The 26,046-nt window shown below is 50.3% G+C and carries 27 protein-coding genes; 5 read left to right on the top strand and 22 right to left on the bottom strand.

Annotated features, from left to right (window positions below; translation table 11 throughout):
* Nucleotides 1-120 precede the first annotated feature (120 nt).
* Nucleotides 121-1,092: a restriction endonuclease gene (locus QBE55_13380; protein ID WZL78476.1), complete on the top strand. Its 972-nt coding sequence runs from the start codon at nucleotides 121-123 to the stop codon at nucleotides 1,090-1,092.
* Here the strand turns inward: QBE55_13380 and obgE are convergent.
* From obgE to QBE55_13480, 20 genes are all read right to left on the bottom strand, one after another.
* Nucleotides 1,089-2,363 (bottom strand): GTPase ObgE, encoded by a 1,275-nt coding sequence (gene obgE, locus QBE55_13385; GenBank protein WZL78477.1) that lies wholly within the window; start codon nucleotides 2,361-2,363, stop codon nucleotides 1,089-1,091. The two genes, QBE55_13380 and obgE, sit on opposite strands and share 4 nt — an antisense overlap.
* Nucleotides 2,364-2,433: 70 nt before the next feature.
* Complete coding sequence (rpmA, locus tag QBE55_13390; protein WZL78478.1) at nucleotides 2,434-2,736, bottom strand: 50S ribosomal protein L27; 303 nt, start codon at nucleotides 2,734-2,736, stop codon at nucleotides 2,434-2,436.
* Nucleotides 2,737-3,072: a ribosomal-processing cysteine protease Prp gene (locus tag QBE55_13395; GenBank protein WZL78479.1), complete on the bottom strand. Its 336-nt coding sequence runs from the start codon at nucleotides 3,070-3,072 to the stop codon at nucleotides 2,737-2,739. It lies immediately after the preceding gene.
* A gap of 16 nt (nucleotides 3,073-3,088) precedes the next feature.
* The gene (gene rplU / locus QBE55_13400; protein WZL78480.1) at nucleotides 3,089-3,400 is read right to left on the bottom strand and encodes a 50S ribosomal protein L21; all 312 of its coding nucleotides are present in this window, start codon (nucleotides 3,398-3,400) and stop codon (nucleotides 3,089-3,091) included.
* Between the two features lie 122 nt (nucleotides 3,401-3,522).
* The gene (locus QBE55_13405; GenBank protein ID WZL78481.1) at nucleotides 3,523-4,674 is read right to left on the bottom strand and encodes an Rne/Rng family ribonuclease; all 1,152 of its coding nucleotides are present in this window, start codon (nucleotides 4,672-4,674) and stop codon (nucleotides 3,523-3,525) included.
* Nucleotides 4,671-5,357 carry a TIGR03936 family radical SAM-associated protein gene (locus QBE55_13410; protein ID WZL78482.1) on the bottom strand — a complete coding sequence of 229 codons (687 nt, stop codon included), beginning with the start codon at nucleotides 5,355-5,357 and terminating at the stop codon, nucleotides 4,671-4,673. The genes QBE55_13405 and QBE55_13410 overlap by 4 nt, the downstream gene beginning before the upstream one ends.
* Nucleotides 5,357-7,192 (bottom strand): TIGR03960 family B12-binding radical SAM protein, encoded by a 1,836-nt coding sequence (locus tag QBE55_13415; protein WZL78483.1) that lies wholly within the window; start codon nucleotides 7,190-7,192, stop codon nucleotides 5,357-5,359. The genes QBE55_13410 and QBE55_13415 overlap by 1 nt, the downstream gene beginning before the upstream one ends.
* 96 nt (nucleotides 7,193-7,288) lie before the next feature.
* On the bottom strand, nucleotides 7,289-8,170 hold the full coding sequence (locus QBE55_13420; GenBank protein WZL78484.1) for a M50 family metallopeptidase: 882 nt from the start codon (nucleotides 8,168-8,170) through the stop codon (nucleotides 7,289-7,291).
* 5 nt (nucleotides 8,171-8,175) lie between these two features.
* A complete protein-coding gene (locus QBE55_13425; GenBank protein WZL78485.1) occupies nucleotides 8,176-9,135 on the bottom strand; it encodes a M23 family metallopeptidase in 960 nt (319 codons plus the stop codon).
* Between the two features lie 89 nt (nucleotides 9,136-9,224).
* Nucleotides 9,225-9,665, bottom strand: coding sequence for a methylglyoxal synthase (gene mgsA / locus QBE55_13430; protein WZL78486.1), 441 nt, complete (start codon nucleotides 9,663-9,665; stop codon nucleotides 9,225-9,227).
* 11 nt (nucleotides 9,666-9,676) lie between these two features.
* Nucleotides 9,677-10,834: a rod shape-determining protein RodA gene (rodA, locus tag QBE55_13435; protein ID WZL78487.1), complete on the bottom strand. Its 1,158-nt coding sequence runs from the start codon at nucleotides 10,832-10,834 to the stop codon at nucleotides 9,677-9,679.
* 32 nt (nucleotides 10,835-10,866) lie between these two features.
* Nucleotides 10,867-11,157 carry a cell division topological specificity factor MinE gene (gene minE / locus QBE55_13440; protein WZL78488.1) on the bottom strand — a complete coding sequence of 97 codons (291 nt, stop codon included), beginning with the start codon at nucleotides 11,155-11,157 and terminating at the stop codon, nucleotides 10,867-10,869.
* 6 nt (nucleotides 11,158-11,163) lie between these two features.
* Nucleotides 11,164-11,982 carry a septum site-determining protein MinD gene (gene minD / locus QBE55_13445; GenBank protein ID WZL78489.1) on the bottom strand — a complete coding sequence of 273 codons (819 nt, stop codon included), beginning with the start codon at nucleotides 11,980-11,982 and terminating at the stop codon, nucleotides 11,164-11,166.
* A gap of 11 nt (nucleotides 11,983-11,993) precedes the next feature.
* Nucleotides 11,994-12,683 carry a septum site-determining protein MinC gene (gene minC, locus QBE55_13450; protein WZL78490.1) on the bottom strand — a complete coding sequence of 230 codons (690 nt, stop codon included), beginning with the start codon at nucleotides 12,681-12,683 and terminating at the stop codon, nucleotides 11,994-11,996.
* Nucleotides 12,684-12,811: 128 nt separating this feature from the next.
* Nucleotides 12,812-15,241 (bottom strand): penicillin-binding transpeptidase domain-containing protein, encoded by a 2,430-nt coding sequence (locus QBE55_13455; GenBank protein ID WZL78491.1) that lies wholly within the window; start codon nucleotides 15,239-15,241, stop codon nucleotides 12,812-12,814.
* A gap of 172 nt (nucleotides 15,242-15,413) precedes the next feature.
* Entirely contained in the window at nucleotides 15,414-15,926 is a 513-nt protein-coding gene (mreD, locus tag QBE55_13460) for a rod shape-determining protein MreD (protein ID WZL78492.1), read from the bottom strand.
* Nucleotides 15,927-15,944: 18 nt separating this feature from the next.
* Nucleotides 15,945-16,781 (bottom strand): rod shape-determining protein MreC, encoded by an 837-nt coding sequence (mreC, locus tag QBE55_13465; GenBank protein ID WZL78493.1) that lies wholly within the window; start codon nucleotides 16,779-16,781, stop codon nucleotides 15,945-15,947.
* A gap of 12 nt (nucleotides 16,782-16,793) precedes the next feature.
* Nucleotides 16,794-17,825 (bottom strand): rod shape-determining protein, encoded by a 1,032-nt coding sequence (locus QBE55_13470; protein WZL78494.1) that lies wholly within the window; start codon nucleotides 17,823-17,825, stop codon nucleotides 16,794-16,796.
* Nucleotides 17,826-17,870: 45 nt separating this feature from the next.
* Entirely contained in the window at nucleotides 17,871-18,512 is a 642-nt protein-coding gene (locus tag QBE55_13475; protein ID WZL78495.1) for a Maf family protein, read from the bottom strand.
* Nucleotides 18,509-18,769, bottom strand: coding sequence for a DUF4321 domain-containing protein (locus QBE55_13480; GenBank protein ID WZL78496.1), 261 nt, complete (start codon nucleotides 18,767-18,769; stop codon nucleotides 18,509-18,511). The genes QBE55_13475 and QBE55_13480 overlap by 4 nt, the downstream gene beginning before the upstream one ends.
* Before the next feature lie 362 nt (nucleotides 18,770-19,131).
* Here QBE55_13480 and QBE55_13485 point away from each other — a divergent pair, with 362 nt between their 5' ends.
* The 3 genes from QBE55_13485 to QBE55_13495 all read left to right on the top strand — a co-directional run bounded on the left by QBE55_13485 (nucleotide 19,132) and on the right by QBE55_13495 (nucleotide 20,479).
* Entirely contained in the window at nucleotides 19,132-19,326 is a 195-nt protein-coding gene (locus tag QBE55_13485) for an alpha/beta-type small acid-soluble spore protein (protein WZL78497.1), read from the top strand.
* 92 nt (nucleotides 19,327-19,418) lie between these two features.
* The gene (locus QBE55_13490; GenBank protein WZL78498.1) at nucleotides 19,419-20,102 is read left to right on the top strand and encodes a DUF421 domain-containing protein; all 684 of its coding nucleotides are present in this window, start codon (nucleotides 19,419-19,421) and stop codon (nucleotides 20,100-20,102) included.
* The gene (locus tag QBE55_13495; GenBank protein WZL78499.1) at nucleotides 20,099-20,479 is read left to right on the top strand and encodes a DUF4363 family protein; all 381 of its coding nucleotides are present in this window, start codon (nucleotides 20,099-20,101) and stop codon (nucleotides 20,477-20,479) included. The genes QBE55_13490 and QBE55_13495 overlap by 4 nt, the downstream gene beginning before the upstream one ends.
* A 2-nt stretch (nucleotides 20,480-20,481) precedes the next feature.
* On the opposite strand, the gene uvrA is transcribed toward QBE55_13495, so the two are convergent.
* Nucleotides 20,482-23,313, bottom strand: a complete 2,832-nt coding sequence (uvrA, locus tag QBE55_13500; protein WZL78500.1) for an excinuclease ABC subunit UvrA — start codon at nucleotides 23,311-23,313, stop codon at nucleotides 20,482-20,484.
* Nucleotides 23,314-23,316: 3 nt separating this feature from the next.
* Nucleotides 23,317-25,290, bottom strand: a complete 1,974-nt coding sequence (uvrB, locus tag QBE55_13505) for an excinuclease ABC subunit UvrB (GenBank protein ID WZL78501.1) — start codon at nucleotides 25,288-25,290, stop codon at nucleotides 23,317-23,319.
* Between the two features lie 170 nt (nucleotides 25,291-25,460).
* Here uvrB and QBE55_13510 point away from each other — a divergent pair, with 170 nt between their 5' ends.
* The gene (locus tag QBE55_13510; protein WZL78502.1) at nucleotides 25,461-26,045 is read left to right on the top strand and encodes a BsuPI-related putative proteinase inhibitor; all 585 of its coding nucleotides are present in this window, start codon (nucleotides 25,461-25,463) and stop codon (nucleotides 26,043-26,045) included.
* Nucleotide 26,046: the final 1 nt, after the last annotated feature.

The raw sequence follows: 26,046 nt of genomic DNA on the forward strand, positions 1-26,046 counted from the left end.
CCTGATTTCCTGATAATTCCCCTGTTATTCTACCTTTTATTTTAGCCGTTGACTACCTTAAAATGCATCCATGATTAAAAACCTCTTTCCCTGTCAATGATCTTAGCAGGAGGTGTTGTTATGAGTCCTGCTTCCTTATCTCTCAAGGAACGGATTTCAGAATGGAAGATCCGGAGAAAACGCATTCGTTATTACCGACAGGGAAAAAGCGTCTCTTTGCCCATCTGGATTTTGAACCTGCTGCTCACCGAATTTCTCCTGTTCATGGCAGGTTACCTGTGGTTCCTCCACAGAACACGAATCCCGATACTTTCCCTGGCTTTGGCCCTGACCATTAACGCCCTTGTTACTGTTGCCTTCGCTCTGCGAAAACGAAAATCCTTTCAAAAGGAAAAAGCCGATGGCAGACGGCAGGTGGCAAAAAAACGCCTGATGGAAAATATCAGACAGCTCGACCGGACGCAGTTTAAATGGCAAATCACACAAATGCTGCTGAAATGCAGGGGGATCGGGAGCCTGAAAGACCAGGGGGATCACCTGGAAGCCACTTTCCATGGAAGGAAAACGGCAATTGGCTGTTACCATGCCGATCTGGGGGAAGAGATGCCTCCGCAGGCACTGAACAACTTTCTGAATCAGGCAAAGGCGGAAGGAGCTGCAGAAGCCGTATTTATTTCCTCAGGAACCTACTCGGAATCCTGCAGGACGATATCAGAAAAAAAGAGCAGGATTCCGGTACACCTGTTGGATCTGGACAGTCTCCTGCAAATCATGGAAGAGTGCGGCATGTTTCCGGAAGAAAGCATCATCGACAGTTGGATTGATGAGGAAATCAGTCATCAAAAGCGCAAGCCGGATAGGCTCCGGAAAGAGCTCCGGTCTTCCAAACGCATTCGTACCAACCTGGGGTATTCCCTTCTGTTCCTCCTGCTGTCCCGATGGTTGAAATCGCAGTCCGCTTACTATACCGTGGTTTCCGCTGTTTTCCTTTTCCTTGCATTGGGGCCCTGGCTTTGGAATAAAAAAGACGGTTCCGAGCCCACAAAGGAGCAGAAATTCATGGAGGACCTGGCAGCCGGTGAAAAATCCTAGTCCAGGAAGTCAAAGGATAAGTCCTTCATCCGGACCGTATCCCCGTCCTGAATGCCATGCTTCCGCAGGGCATCCAGGATTCCCTGTTTGCGGAGCATTCTCTGAAAATACTGAAGGGATTCATAATCCTGCAGGTTGACCCTTCCAAGCAGCCGGTCCACCACCGGCCCGGATACTACATATTCTCCGTTCACCAGGGTGATTTCATAAGGCTCTTCCGTGTTATCAGGAGGACGGAGAGCGTCTTCTTCCACCACCAGAGGCTCCGGTTCGGGGAGTTCGTCCAGCTGCCGGACAATCTCATCCAGCAAAGGATCAAAGCCCTTGTTCTGCGCCGCAGAAACCGCGAACACCGGATAACGCATGCATGCAGGATCCTCCCGGATGCGTTTCACATTCTCCCGGGCTGCAGGGAGGTCTGTTTTATTCACCACTATGATCTGTGGCTTTTCTGCCAGCTTTTCACTGTAATCCACAAGCTCCCGGTTGATCGTATGAAAATCCTCCCATGGGTCCCTGCCATCCATACCGGAACCATCGATCACATGAACCAGTATCCTGGTTCTCTCAATGTGCCTCAAAAATTCATAACCCAATCCAACTCCCTCATGTGCGCCTTCAATAATACCGGGAATATCCGCCATAACAAAGGACCGATCTCCCCGGACCCCGACGACGCCCAGATTGGGGGAAAGGGTTGTAAAGGGATAATCTGCAATTTTCGGACGGGCAGAAGTCAGTATGGAAAGAATCGTGGATTTTCCCACATTGGGAAAGCCGACCAGTCCAACATCCGCAATGGACTTCAGCTCCAGCACCAAAGTACGCTCCTGGCCAGCACTGCCTTCCACTGCAAACCTGGGCGTCTGCCTGGTGGAAGTGGCAAAATGGGCATTGCCTTTTCCACCCTTTCCTCCACTGGCCAGAATTTTCCGCATGCCGGAAACGGTCAGATCCGCCAATACCAATCCGGTCTGTTCCTCCCGGACCACCGTACCGGGAGGTACTTCAATCACAAGAGGCTCTCCGCTTTTTCCGGTCTGGTTTCGTCCGCGCCCGTTCTCTCCGTGCTGCGCCCGGAACTGTTTTTTGTAGCGAAAATCCATAAGGGTTCGCAGTCCCGGGTTCACCTCAAAGATAATATCGCCGCCGCTGCCTCCGTCCCCGCCATCGGGACCCCCGTTGGGTATGTATTTTTCTCTCCGGAAAGAAACGGATCCGTTCCCGCCGTTTCCTGCCTTTACAACAATGCGTGCCCTGTCTGCAAACATTCCATCACCTGCAAATAAATGATAAAAAGCCCACTGTTATACAATGGGCTCCGTGTCTTTCCCCGGTTGTTCATATTTCAGCCACAGCATCATTAGAATCGGGATAAACACTGACCTTCTTCCGATCCTTGCCCAGCCGTTCAAATCGGACCACGCCATCCACTTTCGCAAAAAGGGTGTCATCGCTTCCGATTCCTACATTGGTACCGGGATGAATTTTCGTTCCTCTCTGCCTGACCAGGATATTTCCGGCCAGCACAAACTGTCCGTCTCCCCTCTTGGGGCCAAGACGCTTTGACTCACTGTCCCGCCCGTTCCGGGAGCTTCCCACTCCTTTTTTATGTGCAAACAACTGCAAATCCATTTTGAACATTTAGTCCACCTCTCTTTCCACTATGGAGAGTAAATTCGGATATCCACATTTTATACTTTTCAATCCGGCAAACATGGTACGAAGCACCGTACCTGCCATTGCCTGTTCCCTTTCCGACATTCCATCCGGCAGAATACAATGAAGAAGTCCATCCTTTTGAACCATCTTCGGACAGATCCCCACCACATCTGTCAGACCAATCACCGCCGTTTGGGCCACTGCAGAAACTGCGGCGCACACAATATCCCTGCCCGCTTCACCATGCCCTGCATGCCCTTTTACAGCAAACTCCCTAATCAAGCCATCCTGTCCATATTGGACAAAAACACGAATCATTGCCTGTATGCCAGCCTTATCCGTTTATTTTGGTGATCTGAACCCTGGTAAAAGGCTGCCGATGGCCCTGTTTCCTGCGATAATGCTTTTTGGGCTTATACTTGAACACCGTGACCTTTTTGCCTTTGCCCTGACCCAGTACATTTGCCTCCACGGCAGCACCGTCCAGAACCGGGGTCCCTACCTTCAGACTGTCATCCCTGCTGAGAGCAAGAACCTCATCAAACTTTACAGCCGATCCCTCCGGGACATCCAGCTTTTCCACCGTAAGGATATCCCCTTCCTGGACCCGGTATTGCTTTCCGCCTGTCTTAATAACAGCATACATTTGTCATACACCTCCTCAAACCAGTCTCGCCGGATACCGGTATCCCGCAAAGCGGTGAATTTTCAAAACCTTACCCGAGCGGCTCACACACGACTTATGCTATCACGAATTCCTGTAAACTGTCAAATTTTTTTACGGGTCATCTCCACCAGGCCCAGCCCGGTAAACCCGACCACGTTTGTTTTCGCCCGGTCCCTCTTCAGGGCAGCCTTCAGGGCCTCCAGTACCTGCAGGCGATTTTCGGCGACTTCCATATCTATAAAATCAATTACGATGATGCCGCCGATATCCCTCAGCCGAATCTGTCGTGTGATTTCCTCCGCAGCTTCCAGGTTCGTATGAAATACGGTATCTTCCAGGTCCACCTTGCCTACATACTTGTCGGTATTGACATCAATCACAGTCAGTGCCTCGGTTGGATCCAGCACAAGGGAGCCTCCGCTTTTCAGCCGGATCTTTCTTTGAGCCGCTCTTTCAATCTGCTCTCTGACTCCAAAGTATGCAAACAGATCCCGCTTCGGCTCAAAATATTTCACCCGTTCCTGCAGGGAAGGCGACAGAAGATCCGTCCACTCCGACACTTTCCTGTATTCCTCCCAACGGTTTACGATCAGCTGATCCATATCGCCGGTGAACAAATCCCGCACCGTCCGATAAAGAATGCTTTCCTCCCTGTGCAGCGGTCTTGGTACCTTCCCCTTTCGCTCTCCCCTTTCTATTTTAGCCCAAAGTTCTGTCAGAAAATCCAACTCAGCGGCAAAGTCCTCCGCATTTTTTCCAAATGCCTCCGTACGGACAATCAATCCCATGGATTCCGGCTTAAGGGTCTGTGCAATGCTTTTCAGCCTTTGCCGTTCGCTTTCATTCTCAATCCGTCTGGAAATGCCGACATAGTTCACAGCAGGCATCAGAACCAGATATTTGCCCGGAAGAGTGATTTGGGTGGTAATCCTGGCCCCTTTTGTGCCGACAGGCTCTTTCACCACCTGTACGGTCAGTTCCTGGCCTGTCTTCAGAAGTTCCTGAATGGGCGGGCAGGGTTCCCTGCCGGGTTGGATATCCCCTGCATAGAGAAACGCATTTTTTCCCTCGCCGATATCAACAAAAGCTGCCTGCATACCCGGAAGTACATTCTTTACCTTGCCCCGATAGATATTCCCGGCGATTCTTTGATGTTCAGCGCTTTCCATATATATTTCCGCCAAATCATCCTGTTCCAGAAGCGCCACCTGTATTTGTTCCGGACGGACATCAATCAGGATTTTCCTGTTCACCGAATGCCTCCTTCCGGTTTTCCCAGGGCCAACGGGGTAACCCACTTTCCGTCTTTTCGGAGATACAGCCCTGTCCGACAGAAGGACAGGGTCCTGTCTTTTTCCTCCAACAGTGCATCGACCACCAGATCCGGCTTCAGATTTTCACTGCTGCCGGCAGGAAGGGATAAAAAGAGTTCCCTGTCATGCTCCCCGCATGCATGGATATCCCGGACAGCTTCCTTTAAATTTACGGTGGACACCTTCTTCTTGCTTTTCTTTTCCACCCAGATCTCCGGCTTGCTCCGGAATACGTCCACTGCCGGTTTCCAGTCCCAGTCCGGATCCTCCGGAACAATGCGGTAATCCGCCCGTTCCACCAGGCTCATCAGGGAAGGAACCTGTTCATCCACAGCAGCTGCCTGCTTTACGGTGATTCCCTTTGGCAGGGCTTTGTTCAGTCTTTTCTCCAATTCCGGAACATCCATCCCCTCCAGCAGATGAATATCCATATACTCCCCCTCACTGGTCATGCCAACCGGTAAAGCGGAGGCAAAGGCCATAACCGGATGGGGATGATATCCCCGGGACCAGGCAATGGGAAGCTCTGCCCGGCGGATGGCACGCTGCATGGAACGCATCAGATCCAGATGGGAAATGTATTTGACCCGTTCTTCCTTTGTGTATTCCACCACAAAACGCATCAGCAAATTCCCTCCCATGTTTTTCTTATGCCGCAGCCGGAACAGCTTACCCGGCAGTCCGGCGTCCGCTCCCCCCGTCCGGCTTTTTCTTTTTCCTTCCACAGAAATGCCTTGCTGACCCCAACGTCAATGTGATCCCACGGCAGCACTTCCTCCCGTTCCCTTTTCCGATATACATAGAATCCGGGATCCAGATGATTCCGGCGAAAGGCATCCATCCAGCAGTCCATGCGAAATTGATCGGCCCAGCTGTCAAACCGGGCACCATTTTTCCAGGCAGACAGCAAAACGGCGCCGAGCCGCCTGTCCCCCCTTGCAAAAACGGCTTCCAGAAAGCTGAGTTCCGGATCATTCCAGTTATATTCCACATGCTTCATACGAAGTGCTTTTCTCAGGAAACGCTGCTTTTCCCGCAGCTCCTCCATGGCATTCTGCGGCTCCCACTGAAAGGGAGTAAAGGGTTTTGGCACAAAGGACGACGTGCTGACGGTGATCCGAAGTCCTTTCTGACGCTTTTTCTGCTCCAACCCGTAGTAGCAGTCCGTTACCAGCCGCGCCAGTTCTGCGATGCCCCGGAGGTCTTCTTCCGTCTCCGTGGGCAGACCGATCATGAAGTACAGTTTCACTGTATTCCACCCGGAGACAAAGGCATCGGTTACACTGCGGACCAGGTCGTCCTCCGTAACCCCCTTGTTGATGACATCCCTCAGCCTCTGGGTCCCTGCCTCCGGGGCAAAGGTCAGTCCGGTTTTCCGGACCTTCTGTATTTCCGCAATAAAGTCTCTGGAAAAGCTGTCCAGTCTCAGAGAAGGCAGGGACAGGGAGATCCGCTTGTCCCGAAAACGCTCCATAAGCTGTTTTACCAGATCCTCCAGCCGGGAATAGTCGCTCGTGCTCAGGGAAGACAGGGAGATTTCCTCATATCCGGTGCTTTTCACCAATTTTTCCGCCAGTTCCAGGAGCTTGTCCATGCTTCGCTCCCGGACAGGACGGTATATCATACCCGCCTGACAAAAGCGGCAGCCTCTGGAGCAGCCCCGGAAGAGCTCCAGCACAATGCGGTCATGGACGATATCCATGAACGGTACAATCATGCGGTCCGGATAATACGTCTGATCCAGGTCCCGGACAATCCTTTTGGTAATACGATCCGGTGCGGCAGCAGTATTCGGCTTCACCGATTCCACCTGCCCGTTGTCCCGGTAAGTCACATCATAAAACTGAGGAACATAAACCCCTGGTACTGCAGCAGCCTGTCTGAGGAAGAATTCCCGGTCCCCGCCTTTTTTCTTCCATTCCCCGTAAAGGTCCAGCAGCTCACTGATTTGTTCCTCCCCTTCCCCCATGGTTACCAGGTCCAGAAAGTCTGCCAACGGCTCCACATTGTATGTGCAGGGACCGCCGGCTATCACAAACGGATCCTGCTTCGTCCGGTCCTTCGCCAAAAGAGGAATGCCGGCCAGATCCAGCATATTCAAAAGGTTGGTGTAGCACATTTCGTACTGCAGGGTAAATCCCACGAAATCAAACTCCGAAACCGGATCCCGCGTTTCCAGCGTGAAAAGGGGAATCCGGTTTTCCCGCATCTTTTCCTCCATATCCACCCAGGGAGCAAATACCCTTTCACAAAAGGTATCTTCCCTTTCGTTCATCAGATGATACAATATTTTCATACCCAGATGAGACATCCCGACTTCATAGACATCCGGAAAAGCAAACGCAAAGCGTATGGAAACCTCCTCCGGATCCTTTTCCACCATATTATATTCGTTTCCCATATAACGGACGGGTCTGGATACCTGACCAAGCACCCTGTCCAGCAACTTCCTGTCCAACAAAACAGCCTCCTCCGGTTCAATCTTTTGTGTATCTCCCTTGTCTTTCAAAAGGCAAAAAAGTTCTTCTTTCCTGTATTTTCTCTTTCCTGTCCCCTATCTTTTTCGAAGCAGCCTTCCCACCGGTGCATTGGCTCCATAATCCAACAAGCCGTTCACAATCTGGCCTTCGCTCAAAGAGCCCAGTTCCCTCAGCTGCTCATCCAATACCCGGATATAATGATATCGGTGCGGAACGAGTTTCTTTACAACCTCCTGCAGAGACAGTTCGGATAAAACAGCAACGTTCCGTATGGGCATGCTGCCTTCCTTCCGCAGGGATTCCTTTTTAAACGTGATGTCCTTCAGCATGGCGTAGGTTGCATTGCGTTTCTCCCTGACAGCAGAATATATCAGGAACCCCGCAAGAACAAACAGGGAGTAATTGAAAACATGATAATAGAAGCCATACAACCCGGCAGTCACCAGAATTAATGCCAGCAGCAGTCCCATGTTCGAAGCGATCTGCGTTGCCCGTTTCAGCCCCATCTGCCTGGACAGAACAGCACGCAGGACCCTTCCTCCGTCCAGAGGCAAGGCCGGCAGCGAATTGAACCCGGCCAGCAGAAGATTGTAATTTACAAATTCCGGATTCCTGGCAGAGGATGGGATCCATCCCATCTGAATCCCTCCGAAGTACAGGAGAAGCAAAAGGATATTGGACAGGGGACCGGCTGCAGCAACCAGAATCTCGTGACGGGGATTCAGCTCAAACATGCTCTGGATCCGGATGGCTCCGCCAAAGGGCAGAAGCTCAATTTCATCCACTTTCATCTTCAGCATCCTGGCCATCAGAATATGGGACATTTCATGAATGAAAAAAATGAAAAAAACAGCGGTAAAATTACCGCCGTGACCCGTTATCAGAAGCACAGCCACCAGGAGCAGAAGATAATTGCTGATATGGATATCGATATCAAATATTCTGCCTATTCGCATGCCGGCTATACACCTTTCTGCTCCGAAGTCTGATTGGCATGCCGGATATAGTTCAGCGGATCCACTGCTTTATCCTTCCTCCATATCTCAAAGTGAAGCATCGGCTGCGCCGCTTTCGACGATGCTCCGATGGTGCCCAGCTTCTCCCCCACATTTACGCTTTGTCCGGCTTTTACATTGATTTTCCCGCATCTTCCGTAAAAGGAAAAAATCTGGTCTCCATGATCCACCCATACGGAAGAGCCATAAAGTTCATGCTTCTCCACAGCCGCCACCACGCCGGCCGCCGTTGCATAGAAAGGAGCATGATCGGCAGCTGTGATATCAATCCCCTTATTCTCATACATGCCGTCTGAGGAACTCAGGGGAATTTGTTCCTTGAATACCTGTGTCACCTCCCCCTGAATCGGAGCACGGAACTTCAGAGCGTTCCCCTCCCGGGCCTTGCTGTCCTTTGTCCCGCTCCCGGAATCTTTCGTATCCTGCTGAAAAACGGAACGTACCTTTCCCGGAATGGACTTCCCGATGAATTTCAGTTTCCCCAGTGCCTTATCCAGGTCAAATTCATGGGTAATCGCCATTTTCACCTGATCCACAGCAGTCTGTGCAAAGGGCAGTCGGATGCTGTTCAGCAGGAAAATAACAAGAGCAATCAACGCGGCCACCGCAATCCTTTTCATCAGGGAAGCAATCCATCCGCCTTCCCTCCGGTTGCTCTTTGAAGAAGCGGAAGAACCATAAAGAGCCGGATGGGTCCGCGGGCGGACGATGCCCCTTTCCTCACCGCTTCTCTTTCTGGAATCCCGCAGATCGGCCAGGCGATAGGGGCTTTCATGGCCCGCATCCTTCGGACTGGCAGCTATACGGCGAACCGGTACTCCGCTGTCCGGATGATCCGGCCTTTCTGCAGGCCTGTTCCGATGAATCGTTCTGCCCTGTATGACAACAGACTGTTTTCCTTCCATAGAACCGTTCCTCCTCTTTATCGGACCGGGACATCAACTGGCATGTCTCCTGTATAGATATATTACAGAGGAGAAAAGATTATGCTCCATTAAAAATCCATGGAGGATCCTTCCGCGTCATCCTCCCCACCCGGCGGATTGACCAGATAGCGCCAGTCCAGATCTCCCCGCTGTACCGCCTTCAGCATCACCTCAGCAGTAGCAATGTTGGTGGCAAGAGGAATATTGTGTACGTCGCACAGTCTCAGGAGGGCATTGACATCCGGTTCATGAGGCTGAGCCGTCAGGGGATCCCGCAGGAAAATAATCAGATCAATACGGTTGTAGGCCACTCTGGAACCGATCTGCTGATCTCCGCCCATTGGTCCGGAAAGAAAGCGGTGAATCTTCAGACCAGTTGCTTCAGCCACCAGCTTTCCCGTGGTTCCGGTTGCGCACAGCCGGTGATCCTTCAGGATCTGCTGATAGGCAATACACAGGTTTATCATATCTTCTTTTTTCTTATCGTGGGCAATTAAAGCGATATTCAATCCATGACCTCCTAAAAAGTAATCTTTTGTCTGCGCATGCCGACATTGAGAACGAGACCAAAAGAAATCATATTGATCCACATGGAACTGCCGCCATAACTCATAAAGGGCAGAGGGATGCCGGTAATCGGCATAATACCCATGCACATTCCAATGTTTTCAAACACATGAAACAGAGCCATGGAAGCAACCCCTATGCAAATAAGGGAGCCCAGATGATCTCTGGCCCTGGACGCAATACGAACCGTTCTGATAATTAATAGAAGGTACAGAACAATAATCGTGATGCCCCCGAGAAAGCCCAGAGCTTCCGCTGTGACTGCAAAAATAAAATCCGTATCCTTGGCAGGCAGAAAGTTCAGCTGACTCAACATATTATGAAGCAGAAATCCGCCGCTTCCCAACCGGCCGGTCAATTGGCCGGATCCAACGGCCATTTTGGACTGTATGGCCTGCATTCCCTTTCCGGTAGGATCCAGTCCGGGATTCAGGAAAACCAGAATACGGTTTTTTTGATATTTATCCAGAAATTTGAACCATACAGGGGGAATCGCAGCAACACCGACACCAATCACACCAAACAGCAGTTTGTAATCGATCCCTGCAACAAAAATCATGCCCATAAAGATAACGATCAGCACCAGGGCTGTTCCCAAATCCGGCTGTATGACAATAAACACAAAGGGAACCGCCAGAGTCAGCAGGATTTGTGCCATACTGCCGAAATTATTGATTCCTGTCTCTTCTTTTTTGGACATAATGCGGGCAAGGGAAAGAATGACGGAGATCTTGGCAAATTCCGAAGGCTGCAGCTGATACGGGCCGATGGGAATCCAGCTCTGGGCGCCCCCGCGCGTTTGCCCTTTCAATTTCACTGCAATCAACATGGCGACAACAATCCAGTAAAAATATACGGACAAATCAATAATCGTATGATAATCTACGCTGACTACCACCAGCATAAGCACCAGTCCGGAAACAAACCAAAGGATCTGCAGTTTGACCTGCCTCATATTGAAACTGCCAAATATTTCTGAAAGAGCGTTGTCGCCTGCCTCTACCGGGGAGCGGGTCGCCAGGATAATTCCAAATAACCCGATAACGGTAATCAGCAGGATAATGATAAGCAAAGCGAAATCAAAATTGCGTATCAATCGTTTGTCAAACATTTAAGATTCTACTCCATCTCTGATCATTCAACTTATCCATTGTTCTTTCCCATATTCTTTACTCTTTTGATGGGAATATTGGCAATCAGGGCAGAAGTATACTTATCCTCTTCCTGCTCAACCCGGGACAAACGGATATCAAACCCCTTTTCATCAATCTCCATATAATTGGAAATCACTTTGGCGATATCACCCTTCACCATATCCAAAAATTTGGGTGAAACATTGGCACGGTCATGAATCAATACCAATTGCAAGCGTTCTTTTGCAATATCCTTGCTTTTATTGTCTTCCTTGCCGAAAAACCTGAAAAAATCAAGCAATGTCCATCACCCTTTCCATGTTTTCTTTTTATTTTTCACGGTAAAGAGATTACGCAGCCTGTCCATGAAAGTTTCCTCAGTATCCATGTCCAGCAAAGGAACTTTCTCTCCCAGCAGACGTTTTGCAATATTGCGGTAAGCCTGCCCGGCAAAGGAGGAACTTCCCGTAACAACAGGCTCTCCACGGTTACTGGAGATGATGATCTCTTCATCATCCGGTACCACACCCAGAAGATCCACTCCCAGAATATCAATGGTATCATCGATGTTCATCATATCCCCCCGCTTTACCATGTCCATCCGGAGCCGATTGATGATGAGCTGTGGATTGGTCAGCTCATTGGACGCGAGAAGACCGATGATCCGATCGGCATCCCGTACGGCAGAGACTTCGGGCATTGTTATCACCACCGCCTTGTCCGCTCCGGCTATGGCATTTTTAAATCCCTGCTCAATACCGGCCGGACAGTCAATGAGGATAAAATCAAACTGATCTCTCAGATCCTCACAAAGCTTCTGCATCTGTGCGGGAGTGACGGCATTTTTATCTCTTGTCTGTGCCGCCGGAAGCAGATACAGGCAGTTAAACCGCTTGTCCCGGATCAGGGCCTGCTTCATCCTGCAAACCCCTTCCACCACATCCACCAGATCGTATACAATCCGATTCTCCAAACCCATCACCACATCCAGGTTCCGGAGGCCGATGTCCGCATCGATCAACACCGTTCTTTTCCCTTCCAGGGCAAGAGCCGTGCCGATATTTGCCGTTGTTGTGGTTTTCCCCACTCCGCCTTTTCCCGACGTTATCACAATTACTTCTCCCATTACTTTTCCCCCTATATTCTATTCGTCTGCAGCATCGGATCCTGTCTTCCCCTTCCCGGAAGGTAAGGCTCAATGAACAGATGATTCTCTTTTACATAGGCAATCTCCGGGCAGGAGGGCTTTGTCGTTTCTCCTTCGGGGGCCCTTGCGATCGTTCCTGCAATCCGCAACTGGGTGGGAAGAAGACAACAGGCAGCAACAACCGCTTTGACATTGCCGTCCGCTCCTGCCTGGGCAATGCCACGCAGTATACCGAGGACCAGTATATTGCCCCCGGCAATCAATTCCCCGCCGGGATTGACATCCCCAACCACAACAATGTTTCCTTTATAGGAAACGCACTGTCCGCTTCGGACGGTACCCCGAATAAACCGGGTCATCCCCTCTTCCAGACAAACAAAGGATCCGGAATGATCCTCCGACGGCAAGTCTTCCTCCTTAATCGGTTCCGGATTTCCACAGAATTCCACGGTCCCTGGTTTCAGATACCGGGAAAACAGTTTCAATATCTGCTTCTGCTCCTCCGGCTCAAATTCCCGGCCGGTAAAAATCAGATTGACTTTGGTGCCATCAAAAAAAAGCTTGCCGGACTGAAGCTTTCTCAGAAAGCTGTCCATAATATCCGGAAGGTTGGCCTCACGGGCTGCATAAATATTCAGCCCGCCCCGGGTACCTTTAAACCGTACGGATTCTTCGATCATTTTTCTATCTATCCCCCGATGTCATCACGAATGGTCAATTAATAAATATTCTACAAATTCAAGCGGATTCCTCTATTTTTGATATCTTTTTGCAGTGCGCCGGACAGCCGGAAACAAAAGCTCTTTTGTCATTGGGACAGTTGATTGGAAGGCAAAAGATCGTTGTGCTGATCCTGGCCCTTCAGCCGGTAATATTCCTCAATGATCCGCCTTGCCACAGGGGCTGCATTCCCCGCCTGCTTTCCGTTGGGAACCGCTACCACCACCACGACCTCCGGTTTATCATAGGGAGTAAAGGCGGTGAACCATGCCGTATTCCTCTCCACCTGTCCCGGAACAACCTGCGCCGTTCCTGTCTTGCCGCCGAGAGTGATGGAAGGATCCAGACCGGTAAACGCCTTGACTCCCGAGCCATGACCGCCCGGACCCCCGGTTGCATAAACAACGCGGTGCATGCCTTCCTTGATGGCTTCCTGATATTTCTTCCTGATCTGCAGCTGCTCAAATTTCGGATCCGTTTCCTGAATCACCTTGCCTTCCGGAGACCGGATTTCTTTCATGATATGGGTTTCCAGCACCCGGTTGCCGTTTACCAGAGCCGCAACATACCGGGCAATCGCCAGGGGGCTGACACTGGTAGCACTTTGCCCGATAAAGGTCCGCAGATACTCCATGTCGGACCATTTCCCCTGATAGGAGATATCGCACAGATCATTGGCCGCTTTCCGGATTGCCTTATCCTTTTCCCTGAAAATCTTATTGTCCGTCAGGTAACGAATCAGCCTGGTGTATTCGCTTCCAATATCAACAATCTCCTTTATCTGCGGGCTGGCAAGATCTTTCCCGTATTTATCCTTCATCAATTGCTTTACCGAACCATAAGCCGTTCTTTTGCGGTTTCTCTCCACAACCTCCGGACTGGAAACCACGTTCTGGTCCTTTTTATTGTCCAGAGTCAGAAGCTCCAGCCCCGTCGGACCATCCAGGCCGAACCGGACGGCCCATTTGTGAAGATCCTCAATCCCCAGCCGGTCCCCAATGGCAGTAAAGTAATAGTTACAGGACACCTTCAGTGCATCCATAATATTCACCCTGCCATGCCCGTATTTGCTCCAGCAGGCTGGCGCTGTAGGCCGAAGCCGATATCGGTCCAATATGGTCTCCTGTACGGAAACCTTCCCTTCCATGAGAGCCGCCGTGCCTACCAGCATTTTGAACACGGAGCCCGGCTCCATGCCGCCCTGAAAAGCAAGGGCAAACAATGGATTGGAAGGATCCTTTGCCAGATTGCTGTACTCCTCTGTTTTGATCCCCCTGGCAAAATCATTCAGATCATAAGGGTATGGGCTGTCGGCAGAGCTGGCCATGGCAAGAATCTCCCCGGTATTGGCATCCAGTATAACAGCGGCTCCGTTGTGGGCAAGGGGAGCCTGGTTGTCCCCATCGTAGGGCTCGATCCCCTCCCTCATCTTACTCAGCTCTTCCTTTAGAATATCCTCCGTACGGCGCTGCAGACGAATATCCATGGTCAATACCGCATCATCACCGTTCCATGGAACCTTCTCTTCCAGAACCTGAATCACCCGCCGGGATGCATCCACTTCCGCCTTCAGATAGCCCTGCTTCTTCTTCGTGTTGCCGGTCAGCCATTTCTCTGCATAAGCTTCCACGCCATCCTGACCATATTTATCGCTGTAGACATTATAACCATCCTGTTCCGGAGTCTTTCCATTCTTTTTTTTATAGGACTCCATATTGTTTTCCGTGATTCTCCCGACATAGCCAACAATATGCTGAGCGCTCTCCCCATAGGGATAATACCTGTTCAGTTCAACCACAGTCTGAATACCGGAAAGCTCATCGGCATTGGTTTCGATACCGGAAACGGTCCGGTAATTGATATCCTCTGCAATTTTCACCGGTTCGTCCTGCCGAAAGCGGTTTAAGTACAGATCCAGCCGGATGGAAATGATCTTCCGCGCCGTCTCATCCGGAACGGATTTTTTTATCTTATAATGCTCCCTCAACTCTGCCAGCATCTGATCCGCCGGCAGATCCTTTTTCGTCTTTCCTTTCATCCCGATGCTTTCTCTCCAGGCATCGTAGCGCTTTTTGGCAGTGTCTTTATTCTTTGTACCGAAATTATAGTAGAATCCGCCGGAAGTCTTTTGCCCGGTATCGTTCGGAACGATGGAGCTGTTTTTAATGGGAATACTGTCCAGCAGGGTTTCCCCGTTCTTTTCCAAAATATCAATGGCCTTCAGAAGAACCGCATTGATCTTTTCTCCGTCGGTGGGAAGCCAGCGCCTGTCCACCTGAGCGACATAGGTCTGCCGGTTTACGGCAAGAGGAATCCCGTTGCGGTCCAGAATGTTTCCCCTGGCTCCTTTCAGAGTCACCGAGATCTGCTTGCGCTCCTGAGCCATGTTATAGTAATACTCACCCTTGCTCACAGTAAGGTAAGCCAGGCGGGTACCAAGTGCGGTAAACAGGAGAACAACCACCAGGCCGAAAACAAAAAAACGATTTTTCATCAGGTGTAGAAACTTTTTCATCATATGGAAACCAAATCCCTTCGAAAACAACCCATGCTGCCTATTATTTTATCATGACAAGCTCAAAGAAAAAAGGGAAAAAAGAAAGCATCTCCAGGCAGAATGCCTGTATAAGATGCTGTAGAAACAAGAAGGATGAGACTCCGCCTCTGTTTTCCCTGCCTGCACATTCCGACTAAATTCTCCGGAAATGCCATTTTCGGCTCATAAACCTCTGCTGATAAAGCAAGGACATCCATCGAAAGATCAACGGCATAAAAACTGCCGTGTAAAGGGCTTCCGGCACAATCACCCGGGCAAACCCAAAATACATGGGCATACCTGCCCGGTTGAAATATAAATACAGCATCATCATCATCCCCCGGAGCAGGGAACCAATAAAAACGACAAACAGAGGGACAAAGATCTTGTCTACAAAAACCTTATCATACAATAAGCCGATCAGGTAGCCGATTATCATATACTGAAGGGCATTCACTCCAATGGAATGCCCATACAAAACATCCTGCAGCAGACCTCCGAAAAAGCCAGCCAACATTCCGGCGTTGCCGCCTCCCAGGAGAGCAAAGCATGTCGTAAGAATTAAAAGGGTATCCGGCTGGATGCCGACAATCTGTAAAAACGGGAGCAAGGCAGACTGCAGAATGACATTCCCCAGCAAAATTGCTGCTATGGTGCAAATCTTCATCTTAAAGTCCCTGCCTCCTCATTCGTTCACCCTGCGGATCACCAATACTTCTTCAATCCGCAGAAAGTCGGCATCCGGTTTTACAATTGCGGTTTTGTACGTTTCCCGTTTCTCCGAAGACACCTCCATGACCTCTCCGATATTGATCCCCTTTGGAAAGATTCCATCCAGACCGGATGTAATGATCCGATCGCCTATCACAACATCCGAATCCAGCGGAAGGTTGATCATCTGACACAAGCCATCTTCAAAGGTCAGAGTGTTATTTCCCTTCACCATGCCATTGTCCCGGGTCCGCTCGATCAGGGCACTCACAGAGCTCTGTCCATCCACTATGGTCCGGACCTTGGACCAATGGCTCCCCACATCGGTTACTCTTCCGATCAGGCCCTTGTCCGTCACCACAGCCATGTTGACGGTAATACCATCTTTGGAACCCTTGTCAGCTGTCAGCGTATTGAACCAGTTTCCAGGGTCTTTGCCTGTGATCCGAACGCCGGTAACCGTGAACAGATCCCGATCTTCCTTAAAATCCAGCAGAGTCCTCAGCCGTTCGTTCTCCCGAACGGTTTCATCCATCTTCAACTGCTGCTGTTCCAGCTGAGCCACCCTGTCCTTCAGCTCTTCATACTTTGCTGTCAGCTGCCTTCGCTCTCCAATGGAACGAAAAAGCTTCGACACGGAGGTTGCAATCCGATACATAAAGCCCTGGACAGGGGTGACCACCTCACCTACCGCACCTTCCAATGCGGTAAGCTTCACCCGCTGTCCCGAAGTAACAATGGCCAGTACACTCAACAGAACTGCCAGAAAAATGGCAACTGCCAGCGGCTTCCGTTTAAAGAACTGGGGCAACAATCTCTCCCCCTATCTGATACCCTTTGTGGATATAGCCACTCTTTTCAGTGTCTCAATCTCCTCCAGAACCTTTCCGGCGCCTACGGCAACGCAATCAAGAGGACTGTCGGCAATCTGAACCGGCATTCCGGTTTCCTGCCGTACCAGTTCATCCAGTCCGTCCAGCAAAGCTCCTCCGCCTGTTAGCATGATTCCCTTGTCCATGATGTCTGCGGCCAGTTCCGGAGGCGTCTTTTCCAAAGTCAGCTTGATGGCTTCAATGATGCTGCCGATTGGCTCCCGAAGCGCATCCAGGATTTCCGTGGATGTAATCTTCAGGGTCTTGGGCAGACCGGTCACCAGATCCCGTCCGCGGACATCCATACTTTCCTCCTGCTCCCTGGGAAAGGCGGAACCGATGGTAATCTTGATGTCTTCGGATGTCCTGTCTCCGATCATCAGGTTATATTCCTTTTTAATATAGGAAATAATGGCTTCATCCATTTTATTGCCGCCGATACGGATGGAGCGGCTGGTTACGATGCCGCCAAGGGATATAATGGCAACCTCACAGGTGCCTCCGCCGATATCCACCACCATGCTTCCCGTGGGCTCCTGAACAGGCAGTCCGGCCCCGATGGCTGCGGCCATTGGCTCTTCTACCAGATAGGCATCCTTTGCGCCTGCGGAACGGGTGGCTTCATCCACTGCCCTTTTTTCCACCTCCGTCACTCCGGAAGGTACGCAGACAACGACCCGAGGATGAAACGGCAGAGATCTGGGAATGGCTTTGCGGATAAAATACTGCAGCATTTCCTGCGTAATGTCAAAATCCGCAATCACCCCATCCTTCATTGGGCGAATTGCCACAATATTGCCGGGCGTCCTCCCGATCATTCTCTTGGCCTCTTCCCCAACGGCCAGAACCTGCTTGGTATCACTGCGTATGGCTACAACGGACGGTTCGCGTATCACGATGCCCTTGCCCTTTACCTGCACCAATGTGTTTGCAGTCCCCAGATCAATCCCCAGTTCTCTTGAAAATATATTAAAAAGCCCCATCTTATTGTTTCTCCTTCCCTCTTTCCTGTTTTCAATACCTCTGTACTAGTGATTATTGCCGATAGTATCGGTTTCGATAACCCTGCCCCGCGATTTTATACAGGAAGTATATCGTAACAGCATGGTATAAAGCAAAGCAACCGGCAGGCCAACCACATTGAAATAACACCCTTCTATTCTGGGAATAAAAGCTGCAGCCATGCCCTGTATGCCATATCCTCCTGCCTTATCGGCATATTCCCCGCTGTCAATATATTTCTGTATCTGCTGTCTGTCCAGATGTATCATTTCCACATGGGTACATGCATGGGACAGATCCATATAATCCAATCGCCGGTCGATCAGCGCCACACCGGTCACCACATCATGCCAGCCGCCCTGAAGGAATTGCAGCATGCCGACAGCCTCCCTGCCATTCCTGGGTTTGCCCAGAATCTTACCGTTCTTTACCACTGCGGTATCCGCTCCGATGACAAGAGCGTCCTCTGATATCCGTCCTGCCGAATCCCTGGCTTTTTGTCCTGCAAGGCGGCACACATATTCCAAAGCGTCTCCTGAAGGAGGATCCTCCTTCAGGGAACTGGGAACAACCGTAAACCGAATCCCCATCTGCCCCAGCAATTCCCTTCTCCTGGGCGATGCAGAGGCCAGAACAACCTGTTTCGGAAGGCAAATCAGTGAACTCATGAGCGAAAATACAGCGCCAAGCCAATAATCAGGCCAATTGCCGTACCAAAGTTAATATTCAGGGTAAAACCAAGCGTAAGGGTAAATACCGTCATATCAAGCTTCAGAGGTGCCTCCGTGCCTAAAGCGACCGTATGCGTAAAGATCGGCTGATCCACGTACAAAGATAAGATGTGGCCCGCAATTGTCCCTATAATAATACCGCACAATAAAAACAAAAAAAGCCTGCCAGTTCCTCTTCCACCTGCTCTACGCATGAAAATCCTCCTTTTAGTAAATGCTTATAATACCCTGTTTCCCTTGCTTTCGCCTCTTTCTTACTCCCAGCAATGTTCGTCTACAGCATATTTAACTTAAGTATAGCATTTTTACGATATATTACAAGGTTTTTCAACAGTTTTTCCGAGAAAAATGAATTGCATTTTTTGGGAATTTTTTGATTTCTGCGGCATGGCATACTGTCTGTCCGGAGGGAAATCATTTCAATAAGAAGGAAGTCATTCGAAATTTAAAATACAGGCGAAACAGCAGAGTTCCCAATATTGCCAAAAATTAATAGACATAGAACGGCAGGATGCGGTTAATAATAAGACTACCAAAGCAAAAAGGAGGTGATATCGTGGCCAATAACCGTTCAAGCAATCGCAGCTCCGGTGCTTTCGACAACATGAAATATGAAGTTGCCAATGAGATTGGTGTTACCTTAAACAAGGAATATAACGGGAATCTTCCTTCCAGAGATGCCGGCCGTATTGGAGGCACTATCGTAAAGAAGGTGTTCGCTGATTACAGAAACAACCATCCTCAACAGTAAGAGCTGACATGCTGATGCAGCATTTATAATGAAAATGAAAGCACAAGTGAAACAGCTTGTGCTTTCATTTTTGCGAAAGGATGAAGAATTCAATGATAATTTCCTTTATCCGTGCTTTTATTCTATATGCCGTTATCGTTGTAGGCATGAGGCTCATGGGAAAACGACAGCTGGGACAGCTTCAGCCCTTCGAACTGGTTGTGGCATTGATGATAGCCGATCTGGCATCCGTACCCATGCAGGACATCGGCAAGCCGCTGCTCAGCGGCATTCTGCCCATCCTGGCCCTGCTCCTTGCAGAACTGACTCTGTCCTTTCTCAACCTGAAAAGTGAGCGGGTCCGGTCGTTTATATGCGGCTCACCCTGTTTTCTCATTGAGCACGGAAAGATAAACTTCAACGAAATGAAAAAACAGAGAATGAACCTGAACGATCTTCTGGAGCAGCTGCGAACCAATAATATTCCCAATCCGGCCGATGTAGAATACGCCATTCTGGAAACCGGAGGTCAACTGAATATCATTCCCAAAGCCGAAAAACGGCCGGCAACGCCCGAAGATCTGAACATTGCCGTGCCCAAAAACGGGATCCCCATTACCCTGATCCTGGACGGACATATTAACCATAAGAACCTGAAAACAGCAAATCGGGATATGGCATGGCTGAACCAGCAGCTGAAAGACAGAAATCTCCGTGCCGGGGACGTATTCCTTGCCAGTCTGGATGCCGGGAACCGTCTGGATATCCAACCCCGGGAAAGGGGGGAAGGTCAATGAAACCTGTTCTGATGGTAATTCTCCCGCTGGTCGTGATTATTGCACTGGGGATGTTCTGCCAGAATATTCTGCAGAATGATGCAGATAAACTGTCACTTCAACTGGAAAGACTGGAGAGCAATGTCGGGGATAAAGACTGGGAAAAAGCAGAATCCCATGTAAAGCAGATTGACAAAATATGGAAACCCACCCGCTTTGTATGGCAGATTCTGATCGACCATGCCGAAGTGGACCGGATCGACGAATCCCTCGTCCGGGCCAAAAAATACGTATCGTTAAAAGAGCAGACAGACTCCCTTATCGAAATATCCGTCCTTCGGCAAATGTTTCTTCACTTACCGGAAAAAGAGAAGCCGAATATTGAAAATATTTTCTGAGCTTAATCTCCCGTCAGCACTTTTTTTAAAAATTGGCCGGTGTAACTGGTTTCCTTCCCGGCCACCTCTTCCGGGGTCCCGGTGGCAATCACCTGCCCTCCGTTGTCCCCGCCCTCCGGGCCAAGGTCCAGGATATAATCCGCGGTTTTGATGACATCCAGATTGTGTTCGATGACCACAACGGTATTCCCCTCTTCTGTAAGCCGCTGGAGAATGGCAATCAGCTTCTGCACATCGGCAGTATGCAGTCCGGTGGTCGGCTCATCCAGGATATACAGGGTCTTTCCCGTACTGCGGCGACTCAGCTCATTGGCCAGCTTTACCCGCTGGGCTTCCCCGCCGGACAGGGTGGTGGAGGACTGCCCAAGCTTGATATAGCCCAACCCCACATCATACAGGGTTTTCAGCTTTCTCTTCAGTCTGGGAATGTTTTTGAAGAATTCCAGTGCCGACTCCACTGTCATATCCAGTACATCAGCAACGTTTTTCCCCTTATACTTTACCTCCAGCGTCTCCCGGTTGTATCGCTTTCCCTTGCAGACCTCACAGGGAACATATACATCCGGCAGGAAATGCATTTCAATTTTCAGGATACCGTCCCCATGGCAGGCTTCACAGCGGCCGCCCTTCACATTGAAACTGAACCGTCCGTTTTTATAGCCCCGGATTTTCGCCTCGTTGGTCATGGCAAATACCTGCCGTACCAGGTCAAACACGCCGGTATACGTGGCAGGATTGGACCTTGGCGTTCGTCCAATGGGAGACTGATCAATATTGATGACCTTATCCAGATACTCCGTTCCCTGTATGGAGTCAAACTTTCCGGGCCGGGTTTTGGCCCGATTCAGATCCCTTGCCAGAACCTTATAGAGAATCCCGTTCACCAGAGAACTCTTTCCGGATCCGGAAACACCGGTGACACAGGTAAAGACACCCAATGGGAATTTCGCCTGGATATTTTTCAGATTATTTTCCCTCGCTCCGGTTATTTTCAGCCATTTTCCATTTGACTTCCTTCTTTTGGAGGGCACTGCAATGCGCTTCTTCCCGCTCAGGTACTGACCGGTTATGGAATCCGGGTTCTCCATCACCTCTTTGGGAGTACCCGCGGCAACAACATGGCCTCCGTGAACTCCGGGCCCCGGCCCGATATCGACCAGATAGTCGGATTCCAGCATGGTCTCCTCGTCATGCTCCACGACAATCAGCGTATTGCCCAGATCCCGCAGATTCTTCAGTGTCCGGATCAGCCTTTTGTTATCTCTCTGATGAAGGCCGATGCTGGGTTCGTCCAGAATATATAGCACCCCCACCAGACCGGATCCAATCTGGGTGGCCAGACGAATTCTCTGGGACTCGCCTCCGGACAAAGTGGAGGCGGATCGGGACAGTGTCAGATAGTCCAGGCCCACATCCACCAGAAACTTCAGCCTGGCCTGCAGTTCTTTCCGAATCTGACGCGAAATCAGCTGATCCGTTTCCGACAGCTGCAAATTCTGTAAAAAGTCCAATGCTTTCCGGATCGGCATTCTGGTTACTTCGTCGATATTGACATCATTCACGGTGACTGCCAGGGACTCCGGACGCAGACGGGCGCCGGCGCACTTCGGGCAGGGCTTTGTGCTCATCAGGGATTCGATTCCTTCCTTTACATATCGGGACTGGCTCTCCCGGTAGCGTCGCTCCAGATTGGGAATGATGCCCTCAAAAGGTGCGGTAAAGGTCCCCGAGCCATACCCCCTGGTATAGTGGAACTTGATTTTTTCTCCTTTGGTTCCATACAGGATCCGATCCACAAACTTTTCATCCAGATCCCGGACAGGTGTTTTCAGGCGAAATCCGTCGTGCTTTGCCAAGCCCCTGAGATACATCTTCGCCACATTGTCCCCGTTGGTCATGTTCCAGCCCGGAGCCACTATGGCGCCTTCCGCCAGGGGCAAGTCCGTATTGGGCACGATAAGGGACGGATCAATGTCCATCATGACACCCAGTCCATCGCAGGCATCACAGGCCCCATAGGGAGTGTTGAAGGAAAACATCCTGGGATTCATTTCCTCAATGCTGATGCCGCAATGGGGGCAGGCATAATTCTGGCTGAAAAGAATCTCTTTTCCGTCAATCACATCCACTATGGCAAGACCATTGCTCAAAGCCAGGACCGTTTCCAGGGAATCCGATAAGCGCTGCTGAATGCCGTCCTTTACAATAAGACGATCCACAACCACCTCTATGGTATGCTTTTTGTTCTTTTCCAACCGGATGTCATCGGAAAGCTCCCGCATTTCACCATCCACGCGGACCCGGACATACCCGTCCCGGCGGATATTCTCCAGAAGCTTGATGTGCTCGCCTTTTCTGCCACGTACCACAGGAGCCAGCAGCTGAATGCGGCTGCGGTTCTGCAGCTTCATAATCGCATCCACCATCTGGTCAATGGACTGCCGGTGAATCTCCCGCCCGCATTTGGGACAATGCGGAACACCAATTCTTGCAAACAGCAGCCGCAGATAGTCATAAATCTCCGTTACGGTCCCTACTGTGGACCGGGGGTTATGGCTGGTCGACTTTTGGTCGATGGATATGGCAGGGGACAGCCCTTCAATATAGTCCACATCCGGTTTTTCCATGAGTCCCAGAAACTGCCGGGCATAAGAGGAAAGAGACTCCACATACCGGCGCTGCCCCTCCGCATATATCGTGTCAAATGCCAGGGACGATTTTCCGGATCCGCTCAGGCCGGTAAAAACGACAAGCTTATCTCTGGGAATGGACAGGTTTATATTTTTCAGATTGTGCTCACGCGCACCTTTGATGTACAGTACATCCTTACTCATTCGTTACCCCGTTTTCTGTTCTTTTCTCAGTTCCATGATCTGATCACGCAGCCTGGCAGCGGTTTCGAACTCCAGGGCAGCGGCAGCAGCTTTCATTTCCTTTTCCAGTTTCCGGATCAGCTTTTCCCGATCCAATGCGGTCATATCCTTCTTTATCCCATAAGCGGAATGCGCTTCTGCCGCTTTTGTCACTTCAATCGTATCATGGATGGATTTTTTAATGGTCCTGGGTGTAATGCCGTGCTGACGGTTGTAATCCATCTGCATTTTTCTTCTGCGGTTGGTCTCATCAATGGCATACCGCATGGAATCCGTAATCCGGTCGGCATACATGATCACGGTACCTGCTGTATTCCGTGCCGCTCTTCCTATGGTCTGGATCAGGGAAGTCTGGGACCGCAGAAAACCTTCCTTGTCTGCGTCCAGTATCGCAACCAGTGATACTTCCGGAAGATCCAAACCTTCCCGAAGTAGGTTGATCCCCACCAGAACGTCAAACACACCCTTGCGAAGGTCCCGGATGATCTCCATTCTTTCAATTGTTTTCACATCCGAATGCAGATATCTCACCTTCACATTCATTTCCTTCAGGAAGTCTGTCAGGCTTTCTGCCATTTTCTTGGTCAGGGTCGTAATCAGGACCCTTTCTTTCCGCTCCGCTCTTTTCCGGATCTCACCCAGAAGATGGTCGATCTGTCCTTCCACCGGCATGACCCTCACTTCCGGATCCACCAGACCGGTAGGCCGGATAATCTGTTCCACCACGCCGGAAGACATTTGCAGTTCATAAGGCCCCGGCGTCGCACTGACAAAGATTGCCTGATTCAGCTTGCTGCAGAACTCCTCAAATTTCAGCGGGCGGTTGTCAAAAGCCGCAGGCAGCCGGAATCCATAATCCACAAGGGTCTCCTTCCGGGAACGGTCGCCGGCGTACATGGCCCGAACCTGCGGCAGAGTCACATGGGATTCGTCCGCAAAGAGCAGGAAATCCTTTGGAAAGTAGTCCAGAAGCGTATAGGGCGGCTCTCCCGGACTTCTTCCGTCCATATATCTGGAATAATTCTCTATGCCATTGCAGTATCCGATTTCCCGCATCATCTCAATGTCAAAATTCGTTCTCTGCAGAAGTCGCTGCGCTTCCAGCAGCTTGTCCTGCTCCCTGAACCGTGCAACCTGTTCCTCCAGATCCTTTTCTATGCTGCCGATGGCGTTCTCAATATGCTCCCGGGAAGATGCATAATGGGAAGCAGGAAAGATGGCGGCATGGGACAGATAGCCCAGGATCTCTCCGGTCACAGTATCGATTTCGGTAATCCGATCGATCTCGTCTCCAAAAAACTCCACCCGTATGGCCCGCTCGGAGGAATTGGCCGGAAAGATCTCCACAACATCCCCGCGAACCCGGAAAGTACCACGGATAAAGTTCACATCATTCCGCTCATATTGAATGTCCACAAGCTTCTTCAGCACCTCATTGCGGTCCTTTACCATACCGGGCCGGAGAGATAACGTCAGATCCCTGTATTCTTTGGGATTCCCCAGGCCATAGATGCAGGATACGCTGGATACGACAATCACATCCCTGCGCTCAAACAGCGCAGAGGTGGCAGAGTGGCGAAGCTTATCAATTTCATCGTTGATGGAGGCATCCTTTTCAATATACGTATCACTGGAAGGAACATATGCTTCCGGCTGGTAGTAATCATAATAGGAAACAAAGTACTCCACAGCGTTGTCAGGGAATATCTCACGAAATTCATTGCAAAGCTGCGCTGCAAGGGTTTTATTATGCGCCAGTACCAGGGTGGGTTTCTGAACCCTTTCAATCACATTGGCCATGGTAAATGTCTTTCCGGATCCGGTAATGCCAAGCAGCGTCTGATCCTTTTTTCCCTTCCGGATTCCTTCTGACAGCTGCTCGATGGCCTGAGGCTGGTCTCCCTGCGGCTTCATATCCGATTTGATCACAAACTTCATACGCTTTCCTCCTCGTACTGTCAGACATTATACCATATTTGTCAAGAAAACAGAACACCTGTTCTAAAAAAGAATTGCTTGTCCCCTTATTGCAGGAATAGTTTCCGGATAATATAATATATATGATACTAAATAGGAAGGAATTCACACATACCAGGGAAGGAGATTCCATGATACAGTATATTGTTCAGCCCGGTGATACGTTATATTCCATCAGCCTGAAGTTCCGGACAACAGTATCTGCCCTGATGAAAAGCAATCCGATTCGTGATCCGGAAGGGATTCATCCGGGTCAGATACTGAACATTCCCCTTCCTGTCCGGAATTCCGATTATCTTTCAGCTGCTTTTCCTCCGCCCTGCCAGTCTGCCAGGGTCCTTTCCGGACTGTCTCTGCTGTTGTCTGCTGACAAGCCGGTTTATCAGCCCGAAGACACCGTCTTACTGTCATTGTGGATGGCAAACCTCTCCAATCGGACCATGCAGCTGGATTACAATACCAGCCAGAGGTATGACTTCCAGCTGGACTTGCCTTCAGGACAGATGCTGTGGCAATGGTCCCGTGACAAATCCTTCGCTCAGATGATAGGCAAGGTTTCCCTCTCTCCGAATCAATCCGTGCGTTTCGAAGAACAGTTTGCCTTGCCTTTGTCTTTCCATTCAAAAATCGATTCGCTTCACGTATTTGGCTGGAATACTTCCAGACAGGCCAGCCAGGTGAAACTGCATCTGACCATCCGGATAACCGGGACGTGAG

This window comes from Eubacteriales bacterium mix99 (assembly GCA_038396605.1).
GTDB lineage: Bacteria > Bacillota > Clostridia > Caldicoprobacterales > DTU083 > UBA4874.

Bases quoted from the DNA above. Each gene is read 5' to 3' on its own strand.
- QBE55_13495 (WZL78499.1), top strand. From the start codon at position 20,099: ATGAAACCTGTTCTGATGGTAATTCTCCCGCTGGTCGTGATTATTGCA.
- QBE55_13470 (WZL78494.1), bottom strand. From the start codon at position 17,825: ATGGGGCTTTTTAATATATTTTCAAGAGAACTGGGGATTGATCTGGGG.
- rplU (WZL78480.1), bottom strand. From the start codon at position 3,400: ATGTATGCTGTTATTAAGACAGGCGGAAAGCAATACCGGGTCCAGGAA.
- rodA (WZL78487.1), bottom strand. From the start codon at position 10,834: ATGTTTGACAAACGATTGATACGCAATTTTGATTTCGCTTTGCTTATC.
- QBE55_13410 (WZL78482.1), bottom strand. From the start codon at position 5,357: ATGCGTTTTGTGGTGGAATACACAAAGGAAGAACGGGTCAAATACATT.
- QBE55_13480 (WZL78496.1), bottom strand. From the start codon at position 18,769: ATGCGTAGAGCAGGTGGAAGAGGAACTGGCAGGCTTTTTTTGTTTTTA.
- QBE55_13455 (WZL78491.1), bottom strand. From the start codon at position 15,241: ATGATGAAAAAGTTTCTACACCTGATGAAAAATCGTTTTTTTGTTTTC.
- rpmA (WZL78478.1), bottom strand. From the start codon at position 2,736: ATGTTCAAAATGGATTTGCAGTTGTTTGCACATAAAAAAGGAGTGGGA.
- QBE55_13395 (WZL78479.1), bottom strand. From the start codon at position 3,072: ATGATTCGTGTTTTTGTCCAATATGGACAGGATGGCTTGATTAGGGAG.
- QBE55_13475 (WZL78495.1), bottom strand. From the start codon at position 18,512: ATGAGTTCACTGATTTGCCTTCCGAAACAGGTTGTTCTGGCCTCTGCA.
- mreD (WZL78492.1), bottom strand. From the start codon at position 15,926: ATGAAGATTTGCACCATAGCAGCAATTTTGCTGGGGAATGTCATTCTG.
- minC (WZL78490.1), bottom strand. From the start codon at position 12,683: ATGATCGAAGAATCCGTACGGTTTAAAGGTACCCGGGGCGGGCTGAAT.
- QBE55_13420 (WZL78484.1), bottom strand. From the start codon at position 8,170: ATGCGAATAGGCAGAATATTTGATATCGATATCCATATCAGCAATTAT.
- QBE55_13425 (WZL78485.1), bottom strand. From the start codon at position 9,135: ATGGAAGGAAAACAGTCTGTTGTCATACAGGGCAGAACGATTCATCGG.
- minD (WZL78489.1), bottom strand. From the start codon at position 11,982: ATGGGAGAAGTAATTGTGATAACGTCGGGAAAAGGCGGAGTGGGGAAA.
- uvrA (WZL78500.1), bottom strand. From the start codon at position 23,313: ATGAGTAAGGATGTACTGTACATCAAAGGTGCGCGTGAGCACAATCTG.
- obgE (WZL78477.1), bottom strand. From the start codon at position 2,363: ATGTTTGCAGACAGGGCACGCATTGTTGTAAAGGCAGGAAACGGCGGG.
- QBE55_13380 (WZL78476.1), top strand. From the start codon at position 121: ATGAGTCCTGCTTCCTTATCTCTCAAGGAACGGATTTCAGAATGGAAG.
- QBE55_13510 (WZL78502.1), top strand. From the start codon at position 25,461: ATGATACAGTATATTGTTCAGCCCGGTGATACGTTATATTCCATCAGC.
- uvrB (WZL78501.1), bottom strand. From the start codon at position 25,290: ATGAAGTTTGTGATCAAATCGGATATGAAGCCGCAGGGAGACCAGCCT.
- QBE55_13490 (WZL78498.1), top strand. From the start codon at position 19,419: ATGATAATTTCCTTTATCCGTGCTTTTATTCTATATGCCGTTATCGTT.